The organism is Solimonas flava DSM 18980 (genome assembly GCF_000426685.1).
In the GTDB taxonomy this organism is placed as follows: Bacteria; Pseudomonadota; Gammaproteobacteria; order Nevskiales; family Nevskiaceae; genus Solimonas; species Solimonas flava.
In genome coordinates this window covers 1-16846 of sequence record NZ_AUFV01000009.1, presented here as the reverse complement: position 1 = coordinate 16846, position 16846 = coordinate 1, and the positions used below count along the sequence as shown (strand labels likewise).

Genomic DNA, 16846 nt, shown 5'->3' with positions numbered 1-16846 from the left:
CACAGCCCGGCCCGACACCGCCCGCGCACGCCGCCCTGATGCGGGCGGCGGTCGCCGACGCCGTCGATGCGCCGCTGCGCGTGCGCAGCGTGCCGCGCCCGAGCGCAGGCCCGGGTCAGGTGCTCGTGCGCGTCGCCGCCAGCGGCCTCAATCCGCTCGATCTCAAGATTCACGCCGGGATCGCCGCGCATGCGCGCCAGCCTCTGCCGGCGATCCTCGGCATCGACCTCGCCGGCACCGTCGCGGCGCTCGGCGCCGGCGTCACGCGCTTCGCCGTCGGCGATCCCGTCTACGGCATGGCCGGCGGCGTCGGCGGCCTGCAGGGCACGCTCGCCGAATACGCCGCGGTCGATGCGCGCCTGCTGGCGCGCGCCCCGGCGAACCTCAGCCTGCGCGATGCGGCGACGCTGCCGCTGGTCGTCATCACCGCCTGGGAAGGCCTCGTCGATCGCGCCCGGGTCCACGCCGGACAGCGCGTGCTCGTGCTGGGCGGCAGCGGCGGCGTCGGCCAGGCCGCGATCCAGCTGGCGCGCGCCTTCGGCGCCGAAGTCGTGGCGACTGCCGGCGAATCCCGGCGCGCACGGATCGAAGCACTCGGCGCGCGCTTCGTCGATGCGCGCAGCGCCGCGCTGCCCGAGGCGCTGGCGCAGGCCGGCGACGGGCACGGCTACGATCTCGTCTACGACACCGCCGGCGGCGCCTCGCTCGATCTGGGCTTCGCGACGGTGAAGCGCTTCGGCCACGTCGTCAGCAGCCTCGGCTGGGGTACGCACGCGCTGGCGCCGCTGTCGTTCCGCGCCGCGACCTACTCCGGCGTGTTCACGCTGCTGCCGCTGCTGAGCGGCGAAGGCCGCGCGCATCACGGCGAAATCCTCGATGCGGCGGCGCGGCGGGTCGAAGCCGGACAGCTGACACCGGCCGTCGCCGCGCCGCGCTACACGCTGGACACCGTCAACGAGGCCTACGCGGCGCTGCGCGAGGGCCGCGCACAGGGCAAGCTCGTCGTCGACGTCGCGCCCTGAAGGCGCGCGCCTTCAGGCCTCCAGGCTGGGCGCGAGCAGCGCCTGGAGCCAGTCGATGAACGTCACCAGCCGGCGCGCGCGCTGCTTGCGATGCGGGTACAGCGCGGACACTTCCATCGGCGCAGCGCGTGCCTGCGGCAGCACCTCGATCAGATCACCCGATTCGAGCAGGTGCTGCACGTCGAAGCGCGGGACCTGGATCAGACCGAGCCCGGCGCGGCAGCAGGCGATGTAGCTCTCGGCGTTGTCGACGATCACGCGGCTCGGCACATCGAACTCGCGCTCGCCGTCCGCGGTCAGCGCTTCCCAGGCCTGCATGCGGCCGGTGACCGGTGAGGCGTAACCGACGCACCAGTGCCCGTCGCGCAATTGGTCGACGTGCCGCGGCTCGCCGAACTCGCGCAGATACGCAGCGCTCGCACAATTGACCAGCGACACGCGGCCCAGCGGACGCAGCACCAGACTGCTGTCGCTGAGGGCGCCGACGCGGATCGCGCAGTCGACGCCTTCCTGCACGAGATCGATCTTGCGGTCGGTCGAGCGCAGCACCAGTTGCAGGCGCGGATGGCGCAGCAGCAGGCCCGGCAGCGCCGGCGCGATCCAGCGCCGCGCGATGCGGCTCGGGGCATCGACGATCAGACGGCCGGCGACCTGACGCTGCGGCGACTGGAACAGATGCGTGAGGTCCTCCGCGTCGGCGAGCAGACGGCGCACGCGCTCCAGCAGCAGCTGGCCGTCGGCGGTCAGGCGCACGGCGCGCGTCGTGCGATGGAACAGGCGCACGCCGACCTCGCTTTCGAGCTGCTGGATCGCCGACGACACCGAAGTCCGCGACAGCTCCAGCGCATGCGCTGCCTTGATGAAACTGCCCATCTCGGCGATCTGCACGAAGACGCGATACTGGCCCAGAACGTCCACGTGTTAGACCCCGTGGCGCACGGCCGGCACGGCGGCGCGTGTGCGGCAAGCGTAGGCCTCCCAGCCGGCGACACCGAACATCACGACGGCGCTGACGGCGCCGAGCAGCAGTAGCGGACCGGCGCGCAGCAGCGCCAGCGCCGCGAGTAGCCCGACCGCGCCCACGACGTGCGAGAGTGGCAGCACCCCGTAGACAACGCGCTTGTAGAGCGCGCCGCCGAGCAGGTAGAGCGCCGGCCCGCCGCCAAGCGCCGCGAGTTGCGCGAGCGTTGCCGTCGCCCGCGGCGCGGCCAGCACGAAACTGCTGCCGACCGCGGCGACGATGATGCCGGCGACGAGGATCGCATGCAGATAGTGGAACAGCGCGCCGATGCGGCCGGGATCGTCGGCGGCGGTGATCGCCGCGGTCGCGTCGCGGCTCGAGGTGCCGAAGTACAGCCACCACATCGCGACGGTGCCGGCGAAGATCACCAGCACCGCGAGCAGCACGCCGGCGTCCCAGTGCTCCAGGCCGCCGAGCACCGGGCCATTCGCGAGCAGGGTTTCACCGAGCGCGACGATCACGAACAGCTGGCAGCGCTCGGCCAGATGGCCGCCCTCGATCGTCCAGTCCCGCGTGCGCGAGCGGCCCAGCCCCGGCAGCGCGAAACCGAACATCGGCGAGACGTATTCGCAGGCCACCGCCAGCAGCCACAGCGCCATGCGCGCGCCGTGGTCGACGCAGGCGCCGGCAATCCAGAACACGGCCGAGATCAGCAGCCAGCCGAGCATGCGCCGGTAGTTCGGCGCCAACGGATGCGCGGCCGGCAGACGCAGGACGATGAATGCCGTGCGGCCGACCTGCATCGCCACGTAGGCGAGTGCGAACCACAAGCCGCGATCGCCGAAGGCCTCGGGCAGGCTCGCCGCCATCAACAGCGCGAGCAGCATCGTCGCGAACAGCAGCGCGCGCAGCGCCGGCGCTTCCGGATTGAACCAGTTGGTGACCCAGCAGCTGTACTGCCAGCCGAGCCAGACCGCGAACCAGAGAATCAGCGTCTCGGCGAAACCGACGGCGCCGAGGTGATGCTGCAAGGCATGGCTGAGCTGGGTGACGGCGAAGACATAGACGAGGTCGAAGAACAGTTCCTCGTACGTGACGCGCGCATGATGGCCGTCGCGCGGCCGCAGCAGCGGATGCGGAGCGGAAGCGTCGCTCATGCGACGCCGCTCAGGCGCGCAGCCACCACAGCACGCCGGCCGCCAGCGCGGCGGGCACGGCGAAAACCAGCAGCAGGATCGGCAGCTCCTCGCGCAAGCCATAGCCGGCGTGCTGCACGCCGACCCACAGGTTGGCGACGGCGACCGCCAGCCAGACCGGCACGAACGCCAGCGCCGCCTTCGCGGGCCAGCCGTCGTCGGCGCCCCACAGATGGCCGAACAGCAGGAACACGCCGAGCAGGGCGCAGCCTCCGACGATCACCAGCAGCACATGCATGTCATTCCCCCTTCCTGTTCCCCGCCCGCGTCGCGGCGGCCGCGCTCACGAAAAAACGCCCAGCATCGCGGTGATGTCCTTGTCCGCGTAGGGCGGAAAGACATCGAGCGGCTGGTCCGGATGGCCGATCAGCATCGCCTTGGCATTGCTGAGCGCGTCGAAGCCGGCCTTGCCGTAGTACTTGCCCATGCCACTATAACCAACGCCGCCGAACGGCAGGCTGTCGATCCAGCAATGCAGATTGGTCTGGTTCACGCAGCCGCCGCCGAACGAGAGAGAGCCGAGCACACGATCGATGTTCGGCTGATGGCGGCTGAAGATGTAGGCGGCGAGCGGTCTGGGCCGGCGCTTGATCGCATCGACGAGCCCGTCGAGATCGCGATACGGCAGGATCGGCAGTACCGGCCCGAACACTTCCTGCTGCATCGCCGGGTCGTCCCAGGCGGATGGATAGAGCAGCGTCGGCTCGACGTAGCGCGCCGCCACGTCGCTGCGCCCGCCGTGCACGATCTTCTCCGCAACGATGTACGAGGCAACGCGCTCGGCGTCGCGCGCGCTGATCATGCGCGCGAAATCGGGGCTCTGCCGGGGATCGTCGCCATACATGCGCACGATCGCGGCCTTGAGCCTGGAGATGAACGACTCGGCGACGCGCTCGTGCACGCAGACATAGCCGGGCGCGACGCACCACTGCCCGGAAATCGCGTTGTGGCCCCAGGCGATGCGCTCGGCGGCGATATCCAGATTCGCCGTCTCGTCGACGATCGTCGGATTCTGTCCGCCGAGTTCGAGAATCACCGGCGTCAGATGCTCGGCCGCGGCACGCGCCACGATCTTGCCGACCGTCGAGCTGCCGGTGAAGAAGATGAAGTCGAACGGCAGGCGCAGCAGCTCGGCGATCTCGTCGCGGCCGCCGGTGACGACAGCGACGTCCTCCGCCGCGAAGTACTGCGGCACGTAGCGCGCGAACAGCGCCGCCGTCGCCGGCGTCGTGTTGGCCGGCTTGAGGATCACCGGATTGCCGGCCGCGAGCGCGGCGATCGCGGGATCGAGCAACAGCAGGATCGGCGCGTTGAACGGCCCGATCACCAGCGTCACGCCGTACGGTTCCTTGAGGATCACGCCCCGGTTGCCGGTCGCTTCCAGCCCCCGGGGCAGCGGCACCGCCTGCGGCGCCATCAGCTCGGGCAGATGCTCGCGGTAGTAGCGGATCACGCCGCTCGGCACGGTGATCTCGAAGGCCTGTTCGAACGGCGGCTTGCGGAAGTCGTCGTAAAGCGCCTGACAGAACTCGGCCTGATGGTCGAGCAGCATGCGCTCCATGCGCCCGAGCTGATCGAGACGCCATTCCAGCGACTTGGTCGCGTCCGTGCGGAAGCGGGCCTGCTGTCGGTCGAAAACTGGCTGGTAGCGGTTTTCCATGGCGTCCCGGCCTGGCTGGTGCGGCGGCCGTCCGTGCGGACGACTACTTGGTCGTGTAGCCGCCGTTGATCAGCACTGTCTGGCCGGTGATCCACCAGCCTTCGGAAACGAGGAAGCGGATGAACGGCACGACGTCCTCGATGTCGGTCAGGCCGGTCTTCGAGAACGGCGACAGCGCCGCTGCCGTCTTGTGGTAGGCGACTGCCTCCACGCCTTCGGCCGGATAGAAGAACGGCGTGTCCATCGGCCCCGGACCGACCGCCGTGACGGAAATGCCGCGCACGCCGAACTCCTTCGACGCGGCGCGCGTGAAGTGTTCGACCGGCGCCTTGGTGCCCTCGTAGGCCGCATAGAACGGCGTATAGGCGCCGAGCAGCGAGGTCACCAGCGTGCAGATCTTGCCGTCGTCGTTGACGTGACGGCCGGCTTCCTTGAGAAAGAAGAACGCCGTCTTGGCGTTGACCGCCGACATCTCGTCGTACTCGGCCTCGCTGATCTCGACGATCGGTTTCTTCAGCACCTTGCCGACCGTGTTGATCGCGATGTCCGGGCGCCCGAACGCATCGACGGCGTCGGCGAACAGCTTGCCGACGGCAGCGGCCGTCGTCAGGTTGGCCTGCAGCGCCAGTGCCTCGGCACCCGCGGCCTTGACCGCAGCAACGGTCGCCTCGGCATCAGCCCGCGTGGCGTCGCTGTTGTAGTGAATCACCACGGCCTTGGCGCCATGCGCGGCGAGATCGCGCGCGATGAGACCGCCGAGATTCTTGGCGCCGCCGGCGATCAGCACGACTTTGCCCTGGATGGAATGGTCTGCCACGAAACGGCTCCACAAATGGGAAGAAACCCGATTCTAGGCAGCGATATCCGCTCGATTGGCGCAGTCGGCGCGAATGCACTATCCCCGAAACTGGTCCAATCGCCGCCGCAGCCGCGCGCGGCATTGCCCCGGGCATCGTCGTTACAGGCCGGGCACGGACAAAAGAACGGCCGGCCGCTGCGGTGGGACAGCCCCGACGCAAGACGTGACGGGAGGCAGAGGCAGAGGCAGAGGCAGAGGCAGAGGCAGAGGCAGACGAGCTTGCGCCCCGCCGCGGCGCTCAAGCCGGCGTATCACCGCGCGTCGCGCGCTCGCCGTCGCGCGGTTGCGGATCGAGCACGTAGCCGAGCGCCGCCGGCCACTGCGCGCGATCAAGCCGACGCACGCGCAGCGCCCGATCGCCGATCGCCAGTTCGAGATCGCTCGGCTGGCCGGACGGCGTGGCGAGCGCGGCAGCGAGCGCCGCCTCGCCGACCGGCGCGCCGCCGGCGCGCAGCCGCGTCAGTGCCCAGTCGAGATCGTGATCGGCGAGCAGCGCCGGGCCGTGCTCGGTGACGAGCAGCAGCGAGCCCTCCTCGTCGAGGAAAGCCTGCGTCGGCGCCGTCACCGGCAAGCCGGTATGCGTGCGCAGCGCGGCGCCGTCGGCCGCCACGCGCAACACGAACGGCGCGGCTTCGAGCTTCATGTAGCCGCGCTGCGGACCGTTCTGGAAATACCAGCGCCCGTACGCGTCGACGCCGTAGTTGCGGTCGATGGTGTCGATGATCTGCGGCCGCGTGATCGGCTCGCCGCGGATCAGCCAGCGGCCGCGGCGGTCGAGCGCCAGCCAGCCGAACAGCGCCGGCACGTTCGGCCAGCGTTGCAGCGCGCGGTGTACCCAGTCTTCCATGCGATGCGGATGTTCCGTTGCCAAGCGCGCAGTGTAGGCCGGCCGGCGCGCCATGCCGAAGCGCCGGGCCGGACTCGACCGCTTCCGCCCTGCGGCGTCCCTCGCCGCACGCGCACGATGCCGCGTCGCCGTTCGCGCGCGCCGGCCGCGATTGCATTTGCGTCGCGAAGCGCGCACCGTGGCCTGCGGCCCGTGCCGCAGCAGAATCGGAGCAGGCCGTGAATCCCTCATTCAAAGTTGGCGACATCGTCGTCTTGCGCGCCGGCAGCGTTCGCATGAAGGTTGCCGGCGTCAACAAGGCGGACGGGCGCGTCCGCTGCACCTGGGTCCGCGGCCCTGCCAAGCACACGCAGAGCTTCGCGCCCGACGATCTGATGATGAACAGCGCGGCGCATCAACCCCGGTTCTGAACGACCGGGCGCCGGCGAAACGCGAACGGCATCGCGTCCGGCGCGCCGCGCTTCGGGCATCATGGTGCGCATGCCCGATCCGACTCTTTCTTCCGCGCCGCTGCTCGGCGACGCACAGCGCCAGACCTTCCGCGAACTCGCCGCGACGACCCCCGGCATCGACGTCGAGGTCTATGCGCGCTTCGGGCGCGATCCGCTCGAACCGATCGTCGCGCATGGCGATCCGCACGCGGCGCTCGGCTTCTTCGGCCGCGATCCCGGCCGCGACGAAGTCCAGCATCTGGAACCCTTCATCGGCGCCGGCGGCCAGCTCGTGCGCCGCGCGCTGTACGAGCACCGCCACGGCGCGCCGCTGCCCGACTTCGAAGCCTCGCGCACGATCGGCCGCGATTACTTCTGGGCCAACACCGTGCCGTACAAGCCGCTCGGCAACAAGGCCTGGTCGACGAGCATCAAGAAGCGCTTCCAGCCCTTGATGGCCGAGGTTCTCGTCGACATCTGGCGCGGCGACGACCTGATCGTGCTCGGCCGCGAGGCCTTCTTCTGGTTCGCGCTCAACCGCGACAAGGCGCTGACGGCGGCGCTCGAAGCGTTCTGGGCGCGCGAGGACCGCTACGAGCAGTCGTACGCCGTCGCGGTGCGCGGCGCGTCCGGCCGCGAACGCGAAATCCGCCTGCACCCGCTGCCGCATCCCTCGCCGCTCAACGCGACCTGGTACCGCCGCTTCCCGGCGCTGCTGCGCGCGCGGCTCGACGCGCTCGATCGCGGCACGCGCTGAGGCGCCGGCCGGCTCAGTCCTCGCGGAAGCGCCGCGCGTAGGCGGCCTGGCGGGCGGCAAGCAGGCGGCGACGCTCGTCGGCATCGATCCGGCGCGTGCCGGGCGGCAGCGCCGCGGCCAGATCCTGCAGCTTCACGAGCCGCGCCGCGACGGCCGGATGGCCGCCGCCCGCCGGCAGGCGCTGCCAGCGCAGCATCATCGTGCCCTCGTGCAGACCGGCGGTATCGAGCCAGTTGTGGACGCCCGGATCGCGCACGGCGACGACGAAGGTGTAGCGACCGTCGGCGTCCGCCAACGCCTGCCGGCTGTTGAGACTGGACGAGTATCGGCCCGGATCGACGCTGAGCATCCACGGATCGGTGACCGGCACGACCCAGTAACCGGCGCCGCCGGGGTCGAACGAGATCAGCAGCGCCTCATCGTCGCCGAGCCGGAAATGGCCGAAGCTGTTGGCCTGCGTGATCAGTGCGCCCGGCGTCTGCGTGCGGCTCGGCGCCGGCAGCGTGTTGAGCGGCGCCGCCATGGTCTTGAGACCGAGCAGCGCCAGGCCGTAGACCGGCCCGCTCTTGAGCAGAAAGCGCGAGGCACTGGCGACGATCGTCGCGTCGTCGAGTTCCGCGGCCTGCTCCGGTGCCAGATCGAGCCGCTCGACCTCGAGCGTGTCGTGCTCCTCCTGCGCCCAGTCGCCGAGGTTGCTGCGCACGAACAGCTGCACCGTGCCGGCATCGCTGCGCAGATGCGCCGCACGTTCGCCGGCGGGATCGCCGTCGATCGTCAGCGCGTAGCGGCCGTCGCCGTCGGTCGCCAGCGCCTTGCCGTCGAGATAGGCGACGGTGCCCTGCGTGACGGTGTCGTCGATCAGCGAAAAGCTCATGTCGGCCGGGCCGTCGCCGTGGCGCCGGCCGCGCACGAGGTAGCGGCCGTCCGGCGCGATCGGGATCGTGCGGTAGGCGTTGTCCGGGTTGTCGTAGGCCCAGCGTGTGCCGGGCACGTCGATGCCGAACCAGCGGTGCGGCGCCGCCGCCAGCCAATGCACGCGCGGCCGCGCCGCGTTGCCGTTCAGCGCCTCGGCGAGCGCGCCGCCGACGAGTTCGTCGATCGCCGCGTCGAGCCGGGCCAGCGCTTCGGCCGACAGCGGCAGGCCGTGGCCGGCGACGAACTGCGCGCGCAACAGGGCGCGTTCCACGGCGAAGTCGTCGCGCGCATGGAGCGCGGCGAGCCGCGCATCGAGCGTCCGCTGCGCTTCGGTCGCCAGCGGGTTGCCGGCGGCACTGCGGTCGGCGCTGGCGCTGCAGGCCGCCAGCAGTGCGGCTGCGATCGCCGTCGCCAGGCGACGCGGGGCGCCTCGGCGTGAAAGGTCCATGTCGTCTGCCCTCCCCCTTGCCGGGGCCGTCCGGCTGCGGCCGACCTTAGCGGCGGGCGCCGCGGGCGGGATCATCCGGATACAGGAGAACGCGCCGCGCCGCGCGGCTCGCCCGCAGCCCCGCCGGACCAGAAGCGCCCCGGCTAGATCGCCAGCGACGGCGCCGGCGACGCGGGCGGTTCGGCAGGGAGCGGCGCCGACGTCAGCGCCTCGATCACCGTGAGCAGGCGCTCGGCATCCGAGGGCTTGTGCAGCAGCGCGCAGCCGGCCTGCGTCGCCATTCGCGCCGCCTGCCCCGACATGTCGCCGGTGAACAGCACGGCCGGCAGTTCGCGTCCGAGCTTCTCGCGCACCCGCCCGATCACCTCGATGCCGTTGCTGCCGGGCAACCGGAAGTCGGTGACGACGACCGCCGGCTGTAAACCTTCGTCCAGCTGCTGCAGCGCCGCCGCGAAGCCCGACACGACGCACACGCCGAAGCCGGCGCTGCGCATCAGCAGACGCGTCGCGTCGGCGATCGCCGCATCGTCCTCGACGAGCAGCACGAGCGGGCCTTCGGCGCGCGGCGCGCGGCGCAACGCCGCCCCCGCCGCGAGCACCGACAGCCGCGGCGCTGCCACCAGCGGCGCGCCGAGCGGCAGCTCGACGGCGAACGTCGAGCCGATGCCCGGCGTCGAGCGCACCTCGACGCGCAGGCCCAGCACGCCGGCGAGATGCTGCACGATCGACAGGCCGAGACCGAGGCCGCCGCTGCGCACATGCGCCGGATGCTCGGCCTGATAGTAGGCCTCGAAGATGCGCTCCAGCGCCTCGTCGGGGATGCCGATGCCGGTATCGCTGACGGCGACGCGCACCGCCTGCGCGGTCGCCTCGGCCTCGATCAGCACATGCCCGGCGGCGGTGTAGCGGATGGCGTTGCCGACCAGGTTCTCGAACACGCGGCGCAGCAGCGCCGGATCGCTGTGCGCGACGCAGGGCGCCATGCGCAGATCGAGGCGCAGCCCCTTGGCCTCGGCGCGCGGGCGGTTCTCGACGACGATGCGCTCGAGCAGCTCCGCGAGCGCGAAGTCGCGCAGCGCGGCGCGCAGCTGGCCACCCTGGATGCGCTGCAGGTCGAGCAGCGTGTCGAGCAACTCGTCCATGGCCTCGATCGAGCGCTGCGCGCGGGCGCACAACTCGCGCTTCTCCGGCGACGCCAGATCCGGCGCCAGCAGCGCCAGATAGGTCTTCACCGATTGCAGCGGCTGGCGCAGGTCGTGATTGGCCGCCGACAGCAGCCGGGTCTTCAGCGCGTCGGCGCGCTCGGCGATCTCGCGCGCGGCGACGGCCTCGGCCGTGCGTTCGAGCACGCGGCGCTCGAGCTGGGTGCGCATCTCGACGTTCTCCATCGCCAGCGCGGTGGCGTCGGCCAGCGCCTGCAGCAGACGGACGGCTTCGTCGTCGGCGCGATGCCGCTGCGCCCAGTAGATGCCGATCGCGCCGAGCGGCGCGCCGCCGCGGATCGGCACCATCGCCAGGCTCTTCACGAAGGTACGGCGATAGACATCGTGCGGGATGCGCGGATCGAGATAGACATCCTCGATGACCACCGCGCGGCGATTCAGCATCGCCCAGCCGCTGATGCAGCTCTGCATCGGGAAGCGCAGGCCTTTCCACAGCGGCCCGATCGCGTCCTCGTCAGCGTAGTGGCAGAACTCGCCGTCGCGCAGCACGAAAGCGGCGCCGTCGGCCTGCGTCAGCTCGCGCGCCGCGCGCCGCACGATTTCCTGGATCGCCGCAAGGCTACGCGCGTACGACAGCTCCTGCACCACGACGACCAGACGCTCCATCGCCTTGGCATGCGCGTCACGCCTTTGCTGCTGGATCGGTTCTAGCGCCATTCCAGACCCCGTGCGGCTCCTGATCGGTGCAGCGAAGCGCCCATGTCGGATCGGGGAAGGCTCGCGCGCCATCGCCAGCCGAATCCGCACAGTACGCCGACTCGGGGATACGCTCAATGCGCGATCTTGTCTACAACGAGGCCGCCGTCACGGCTCCGTCACGTTGCGGTCAGGCGGCGCCGGACGGACGGCCAGCCGCAACAGCACGACGCCGGCCAGCGCCGACAGCAACGAGCCGCCGAGCACGCCGAGCTTGGTACCGTCCATCAGCGCCGGGCTCGCCGCAAATGCCAGACCGCCGATGAACAGGCTCATCGTGAAACCGATACCGCACAGCAGCGCGACGCCGTACAGCTGCAGCCAGCTCGCCCGCGCCGGCAGCTGCGCCTGGCCGCTCTTTACCGCCAGCCAGGCGAAGCCGAACACGCCGAGCTGCTTGCCGATGAACAGGCCGGCGGCGATGCCGAGCGGCACCGCCGACAGCAGCGAAGCGGGGCTCATGCCGGCGAACGACAGGCCGGCGTTGGCGAAGCCGAACAGCGGGATCACGAGAAACGCGCTCCACGGATGCAGGCCGTGTTCGAGGCGATGCAGCGGCGACTCGCCCTCGGCGTCGCCGCTGCGCAGCGGGATCGTCAGCGCCAGCATCACGCCGGCCAGCGTCGCATGCACGCCCGAGCGCAGCACGAAGAACCACAGCAGCGCGCCGAGCGGCAGATACAGCGCCAGACGCTTCACACCGAAGCGGTTCATCGCCACCAGCACCGCGAGCACCGCGGCGGCGGCGGCCAGCGCATCGAGATGCAGCTGCGCGGTATAGAACAGGGCGATGACGATCACCGCGCCGAGATCGTCGATGATGGCCAGCGCGACGAGGAAGACCTTCAGCGACGGCGGCACGCGCGAGCCGAGCAGCGTCAGCACGCCGAGCGCGAAAGCGATGTCGGTCGCCATCGGGATCGCCCAGCCGCTCATCGCCGTCGCGTCGCCGCGCGCGAAGGCCGCGTAGATCAGCGCCGGCACGATCATGCCGCCGAGCGCGGCGACGCCGGGCAGGATGCGCTGCCGCCAGCTCGCGAGCTGGCCTTCGAGCATCTCGCGCTTGATCTCGAGCCCGACCAGCACGAAGAACAGCGCCATCAGGCCGTCGTTGATCCAGTGCAGCACGCTGAGCCCGCCGACGTAGCGGTGCTGCAGCTCGAAGTAGGTCGCCGCCAGCGGCGAGTTGGCGACCAGCAGCGCCAGCGCCGCCGAGACCATCAGCACGATGCCGGCCGCGGATTCCTGGCGCAGGAAGTCGCGCAGCGGCGCCAGCGGGTGTCGACGGGTCGTCACGTTTTGCATCGGGCTCGGATCGGAACGGGAATGTCCGCGCAGTGTAGGGAAGCGCTCCGCGCCGGGCGTGACATTCAGCTGACCGCGCGTTTCGGCACGCGCTGTAGCAGCTTCTCGAGCTGGTTCGCGAAGGCCTGCTGGTCGCGCGCGTGAAAAGCCGCAGGGCCGCCGGTCTCGACGCCGGCGCCGCGCAGCTCGTCCATGAAATTGCGCATCGACAACTGCTGGCGGATGTTGTCGGCACCGTAGAGCAGGCCGCGCGGATTGAGCGCCGCGACGCCCTTTTCGACGACTGCGGCGGCCAGTGGAATGTCGGCGGTGATGACCAGATCGCCGGCCTGCGCCCAGCCGGCGATCGCGCGGTCGGCAACGTCGAAGCCTTTCGGCACCACGACGCTGCGGATGTACGGGAAACGCGGCACGGCCAGCGGCGCGTTGGCGACCAGGACCAGTTCGAGTGTGCGTCGCTGCGCGGCGCGAAACAGAATGTCCTTGATGACGCGCGGACAGGCGTCGGCGTCGACCCAGATCTTCACCGGCTCAGGGCCCCGTCTCCAGCGACGGCACGACGATGTCGTCGAGGCCGGCGCGCATCGCCGCCTGCGCCGTCGGCGGCAGCGCCGCGAAATCCTCGCGCCGATAGCTGCGCGCCGCGCAATCGCGCGCGTAATCCTGCTTGAGGCGGTCCAGCGCGACGATCGCCTGGCGCTGGGCCGCGACCTCGTCGTTGAACGCGACCAGCGTCGCGTTGTGCTCGCGCCGCCGCTGCTGCAGATCGAGCTGCGCGCGCAGATCGTCGCGATCCTGCACGTTCGCTTGGCGCCGCAACGCCGCCGAGCGTTCGTTCAACGCCGCGCGGCGCGTTTCGAACTCGGCGATCTGCCGGCTCAGCGCCGGCGCATCGGCGCGCAGTTGCTGCACCTGCGCGGCACAGGCCTGCAGCGCGGCAATGCTCAGCGGTTGTTCGTCGCTGGCGGCGGCAGGCAGCGCCAGCAGAGCCGACACCATGAGTGCGCCCGCCATCGCCCCGCCGTGGAATGTTCGTGCTCGCTTGAATGCCTGCATGGCTCGATGCCTCCATGGCGTATGCGCTGCGCGGATGCGCCGCGGGCCGCGCGTCCAGGATGGGCACCGGCCGCGAACGTGCAGCCGCGCACGGCCGGCGCGACAAGGGCCGCCATTATCGGCCAGTCCGGGCGACTCCGGGCGGGCCCGTCCGCCGCATGCCGCTGACACCACCGTCACGAGCACGACAGCACGCACGTCCACGACAGGCTCCGGCCCGCACCGATACACAGTGCGCGGGCCATGCAAGCCGCGCCGCCGTGCCGATCGCACGTGCGTCCGGCCGGCCCCGACGCCACCGCCACACCGCCGCAGGGAGCCGCAACCATGACGCAGACCCCATCCGACGACGCGACGATCTCGCGCCGCCATTTCGTGCTCGGCACCGCCGGGCTCGTCGCGGCCGCCGCCGGCCTGCCAGCGCTGGCCGACGCGAAAACCGCCTCACACCACTCGACTGGAGCAAGCAAGATGACCACGGTAACGACGAAGGACGGCACCAAGATTTTCTGCAAGGACTGGGGCAAGGGTCAGCCGATCGTGTTCTCGCACGGCTGGCCGCTGAGCGCCGATGCCTGGGACGGCCAGATGCTGTTCTTCGCGCAGCAGGGCTACCGCGTGATCGCGCACGACCGCCGCAGCCACGGCCGCTCGGAGCAGACTTTCCACGGCAACGACATGGATACCTACGCCGATGATCTGGCGACGCTGCTCGACACGCTGGACATCAAGAACGCGGTGATGGTCGGCCACTCGACCGGCGGCGGCGAAGTCGCCCACTACATCGGCCGCCACGGCACCAAGCGCGTCGCCAAAGCCGTGCTGGTCGGCGCCGTGCCGCCGATCATGGCCAAGACCGCGGCGTATCCGGGCGGCCTGCCGATCGACGTGTTCGACGGCATCCGCAAGGGCGTCGCCGACAACCGCTCGCAGTTCTACAAGGACCTGACGATTCCGTTCTACGGCTACAACCGCCCGGGCGCGAAGATCTCCGAAGGTATCCGCGAGGCCTTCTGGGCGCAGGGCATGGCCGGCGGCATCAAGGGCCAGTACGACTGCATCAAGCAGTTCTCGGAAGTGGACTACACCGAGGACCTGAAGAAGATCGACGTGCCGACGCTCATCGTGCACGGCGACGACGACCAGATCGTGCCGATCGGCAACGCCGGCCTGCTGTCGGCGAAGATCGTCAAGAACGCCACGCTCAAGGTCTACAAGGGCGCCCCGCACGGCCTCGCGCAGACCGAGCAGGACCAGTTCAACGCCGATCTGCTGGCCTTCATCAAGGCCTGATCGCCGGAAGCACGGCGGCGCCGTTCGCAGCGGCGCCGCCGTGCCGGTTTTGCGCCCTCAACCGGAGACTTCGCCATGCCGTATCTCGATGCCCTGACCGTCTTCCACACCGCGCTCAGCCTGATCGCGCTGCTGCTCGGCTTCACCATCCTCTACGCGCTGTCGAAGGCGCGCGCGATGCCGACCGCCGAAAGCGTCTTCATCGTGCTCGCCGTGCTGACCAGCGCCACCGGCTACCTGTTTCCGTTCGAGAAAATCCTGCCCTCGCACATCGTCGGCGCGGTCGCGCTGCTGGTGCTCGCGCTGACGATCGTCGCGCGTTACGCACGCCATCTCGCCGGCCGCTGGCGCGCGGTCTACGGCATCGGCCTGACCGTCAGCGTCTGGCTCGACGCCTTCGTCGCCGTCGCGCAGGCCTTCGCCAAGATTCCCCCGCTCACGGCGCTGGCGCCGACACCGAACGCGCCGGCCTTCGGCATCGCCCAGCTCGGGCTGCTGCTGATCTTCGTCGCCATCGGCTATACCACGGTGCGCGGCCTGCGCCGCATCGCCGGGCTCGACGGCACGCTCGCCAGCCGCGTCGCGCCGCGTCCGGTCTAAACTCGAACTCCCTGCCGTCTCAGCCAAAAGGACCGCGTCATGGCCAGCGATTCCCTCACCCGCCCCGAGGTCTTCATCGCCGCCGGCGTGCGCACACCGTTCGCCAAGGTCGACGGCGCGCTGGCGAAACACGACGCCATCGGCCTCTCGGTGCCGGTCGTGCAGGCCATGCTGGCCAGGGGCGCGACGCCGGACTTCGCCGTCTGGGGCAGCGTCGTACCGAACCTGACGTGGAGCAACCTCGCGCGCGAGGTGCTGATGGAAGCCGGCGCGCCGCCGACGATCACCGCGTTCTCGACCATCATGGCCTGCTCGACGAGCATGATCGGCGCCTTCGAGGCCGCCGGCATGCTCAACGATTCCAGCCGCCAGCTCGCGCTGGTCGGCGGCGTCGAAAGCATGAGCCGCGTGCAGGTCGGCCTCACGCAGACGCTCAGCGACTGGCTGCGCAAGTTCCAGAAAGCCAAGTCGATGAGCGACAAGTTCGCGGCGATCCGCGATTTGAAGCTCGGCGACGTCAAGCTCTACATCCCGGCCGTCACCAATCGCACGACCGGCCTGTCGATGGGCGAGCACACCGAGATCACCGCCAAGCAGTGGCAGATTCCGCGCCGCGAGCAGGACGCATCGGCGCTCGCCAGCCACCAGAACGCGGTCGCCGCCTGGGAACGCGGCTTCTTCGACGATCTGGTCATCCCGGTCGGCGACGTCACGCGCGACGGCATTCCGCGCGGCGACACTTCGCTCGAAAAACTCGCCAAGCTGCCGCCCGCCTTCGACCGCAAGAGCGGCCAGGGCACGCTCAGCGCCGGCAATTCCTCACCGCTGACCGACGGCGCCGCCGCGATCTGGGTCGGCACGCCGGCCGGCATGGCGAAGCTGCCCGCCGGCACGCCGCGCGTGAAGCTCGTCGACTGGGAAATCGCCGCCGTCGATTTCCGCGTCGAAGGCCTGCTGATGGCACCCGCGTTCGCGATCCCGCGCCTGCTCGCGCGGCACGGCCTGCAGTACGAGGACATCGGCCTCTGGGAAATCCACGAAGCGTTCTCGGCGCAGGTGTTGTTCCACATCAAAGCGCTTGAAGACAAAGCCTTCCTGCGCGACAAAGCCGGCGTGAACTTCGACTTCGGCGCCTTCCCGCGCGACCGCGTCAACCCCAACGGCGGCAGTGTCGCCCTCGGCCACCCCTTCGGCGCCACCGGCGCTCGCATCCTCAGCCAGTCCGTGAAAGAACTGGCCGCGATGCCAGCCGGTACACGCGCTATCGTCAGCATCTGCGCGGATGGGGGTCAGGGCAGCGTGGCGTTGATTGAGAGCGTGGGCTGAGCCGCCAGAAACTCTGGTTTTGAACTGTCGCCTTGACGGGGAAGATTACGCACTCGCACTGACCCCGAAGACCCGACACATCTGCCTCACCGGGTGTTCCCCGTGACGGCTTTGGATGTAGGCGAAGATTTCGCTCTTCGTTCGGAAGTGAATGCGATCGCTTTTTTTAAAAGGTCATGCTCAACCTTGAGTTGCTCATAGGCCTTTTTCACCTTGCGCAGCTCCTTGAGCTCTGCCGCCACATCCCGGTC

Annotated in this window: 17 protein-coding genes; 5 read left to right on the top strand and 12 right to left on the bottom strand. The window is 70.2% G+C overall.

What is annotated here, in order from left to right; translation table 11 throughout:
- Window positions 1–38: 38 nt before the first annotated feature.
- The gene (locus K343_RS0110570; RefSeq protein WP_028008050.1) at window positions 39–1022 is read left to right on the top strand and encodes a zinc-dependent alcohol dehydrogenase family protein; all 984 of its coding nucleotides are present in this window, start codon (window positions 39–41) and stop codon (window positions 1020–1022) included.
- 12 nt (window positions 1023–1034) lie between these two features.
- Here the strand turns inward: K343_RS0110570 and K343_RS0110565 are convergent, their stop codons facing one another.
- The 7 genes from K343_RS0110565 to K343_RS25400 form a co-directional block, all read right to left on the bottom strand.
- Window positions 1035–1940, bottom strand: a complete 906-nt coding sequence (locus tag K343_RS0110565) for a LysR family transcriptional regulator (protein WP_028008049.1) — start codon at window positions 1938–1940, stop codon at window positions 1035–1037.
- 3 nt (window positions 1941–1943) lie between these two features.
- Window positions 1944–3140, bottom strand: a complete 1197-nt coding sequence (locus tag K343_RS21690) for a low temperature requirement protein A (protein WP_043112533.1) — start codon at window positions 3138–3140, stop codon at window positions 1944–1946.
- A gap of 10 nt (window positions 3141–3150) precedes the next feature.
- Complete coding sequence (locus tag K343_RS0110555) at window positions 3151–3417, bottom strand: hypothetical protein (protein WP_028008048.1); 267 nt, start codon at window positions 3415–3417, stop codon at window positions 3151–3153.
- Between the two features lie 45 nt (window positions 3418–3462).
- On the bottom strand, window positions 3463–4839 hold the full coding sequence (locus tag K343_RS0110550) for an aldehyde dehydrogenase family protein (RefSeq protein WP_028008047.1): 1377 nt from the start codon (window positions 4837–4839) through the stop codon (window positions 3463–3465).
- A gap of 43 nt (window positions 4840–4882) precedes the next feature.
- Complete coding sequence (locus K343_RS0110545) at window positions 4883–5656, bottom strand: SDR family oxidoreductase (RefSeq protein ID WP_028008046.1); 774 nt, start codon at window positions 5654–5656, stop codon at window positions 4883–4885.
- A 280-nt stretch (window positions 5657–5936) separates the two neighbouring features.
- Window positions 5937–6545 carry a DUF2946 family protein gene (locus tag K343_RS0110540; RefSeq protein WP_028008045.1) on the bottom strand — a complete coding sequence of 203 codons (609 nt, stop codon included), beginning with the start codon at window positions 6543–6545 and terminating at the stop codon, window positions 5937–5939.
- 227 nt (window positions 6546–6772) lie between these two features.
- Window positions 6773–7027, bottom strand: a complete 255-nt coding sequence (locus tag K343_RS25400; RefSeq protein WP_154662517.1) for a hypothetical protein — start codon at window positions 7025–7027, stop codon at window positions 6773–6775.
- Here K343_RS25400 and K343_RS0110530 point away from each other — a divergent pair.
- Complete coding sequence (locus tag K343_RS0110530; protein ID WP_051278248.1) at window positions 7026–7733, top strand: uracil-DNA glycosylase family protein; 708 nt, start codon at window positions 7026–7028, stop codon at window positions 7731–7733. The genes K343_RS25400 and K343_RS0110530 overlap by 2 nt on opposite strands.
- A 13-nt stretch (window positions 7734–7746) precedes the next feature.
- Here K343_RS0110530 and K343_RS0110525 read toward each other — a convergent pair whose 3' ends face one another.
- The 5 genes from K343_RS0110525 to K343_RS24460 all read right to left on the bottom strand — a co-directional run bounded on the left by K343_RS0110525 (window position 7747) and on the right by K343_RS24460 (window position 13580).
- Window positions 7747–9096, bottom strand: a complete 1350-nt coding sequence (locus tag K343_RS0110525; protein WP_028008043.1) for a hypothetical protein — start codon at window positions 9094–9096, stop codon at window positions 7747–7749.
- A 143-nt stretch (window positions 9097–9239) separates the two neighbouring features.
- Entirely contained in the window at window positions 9240–10976 is a 1737-nt protein-coding gene (locus tag K343_RS21685; RefSeq protein WP_051278180.1) for a hybrid sensor histidine kinase/response regulator, read from the bottom strand.
- 147 nt (window positions 10977–11123) lie between these two features.
- A complete protein-coding gene (gene nhaA / locus K343_RS0110515; protein WP_028008042.1) occupies window positions 11124–12320 on the bottom strand; it encodes a Na+/H+ antiporter NhaA in 1197 nt (398 codons plus the stop codon).
- A 65-nt stretch (window positions 12321–12385) separates the two neighbouring features.
- Entirely contained in the window at window positions 12386–12847 is a 462-nt protein-coding gene (locus tag K343_RS0110510; RefSeq protein WP_028008041.1) for a YaiI/YqxD family protein, read from the bottom strand.
- 4 nt (window positions 12848–12851) lie between these two features.
- Window positions 12852–13580: a coiled-coil domain-containing protein gene (locus K343_RS24460; protein ID WP_154662516.1), complete on the bottom strand. Its 729-nt coding sequence runs from the start codon at window positions 13578–13580 to the stop codon at window positions 12852–12854.
- Between the two features lie 267 nt (window positions 13581–13847).
- Here K343_RS24460 and K343_RS0110500 point away from each other — a divergent pair, with 267 nt between their 5' ends.
- From K343_RS0110500 to K343_RS0110490, 3 genes are all read left to right on the top strand, one after another.
- Complete coding sequence (locus K343_RS0110500) at window positions 13848–14669, top strand: alpha/beta fold hydrolase (RefSeq protein WP_028008039.1); 822 nt, start codon at window positions 13848–13850, stop codon at window positions 14667–14669.
- Between the two features lie 75 nt (window positions 14670–14744).
- Window positions 14745–15269 carry a hypothetical protein gene (locus K343_RS21680; RefSeq protein WP_051278178.1) on the top strand — a complete coding sequence of 175 codons (525 nt, stop codon included), beginning with the start codon at window positions 14745–14747 and terminating at the stop codon, window positions 15267–15269.
- A 39-nt stretch (window positions 15270–15308) separates the two neighbouring features.
- Window positions 15309–16595, top strand: a complete 1287-nt coding sequence (locus K343_RS0110490) for an acetyl-CoA C-acyltransferase (protein WP_028008038.1) — start codon at window positions 15309–15311, stop codon at window positions 16593–16595.
- Window positions 16596–16846 lie beyond the last annotated feature (251 nt).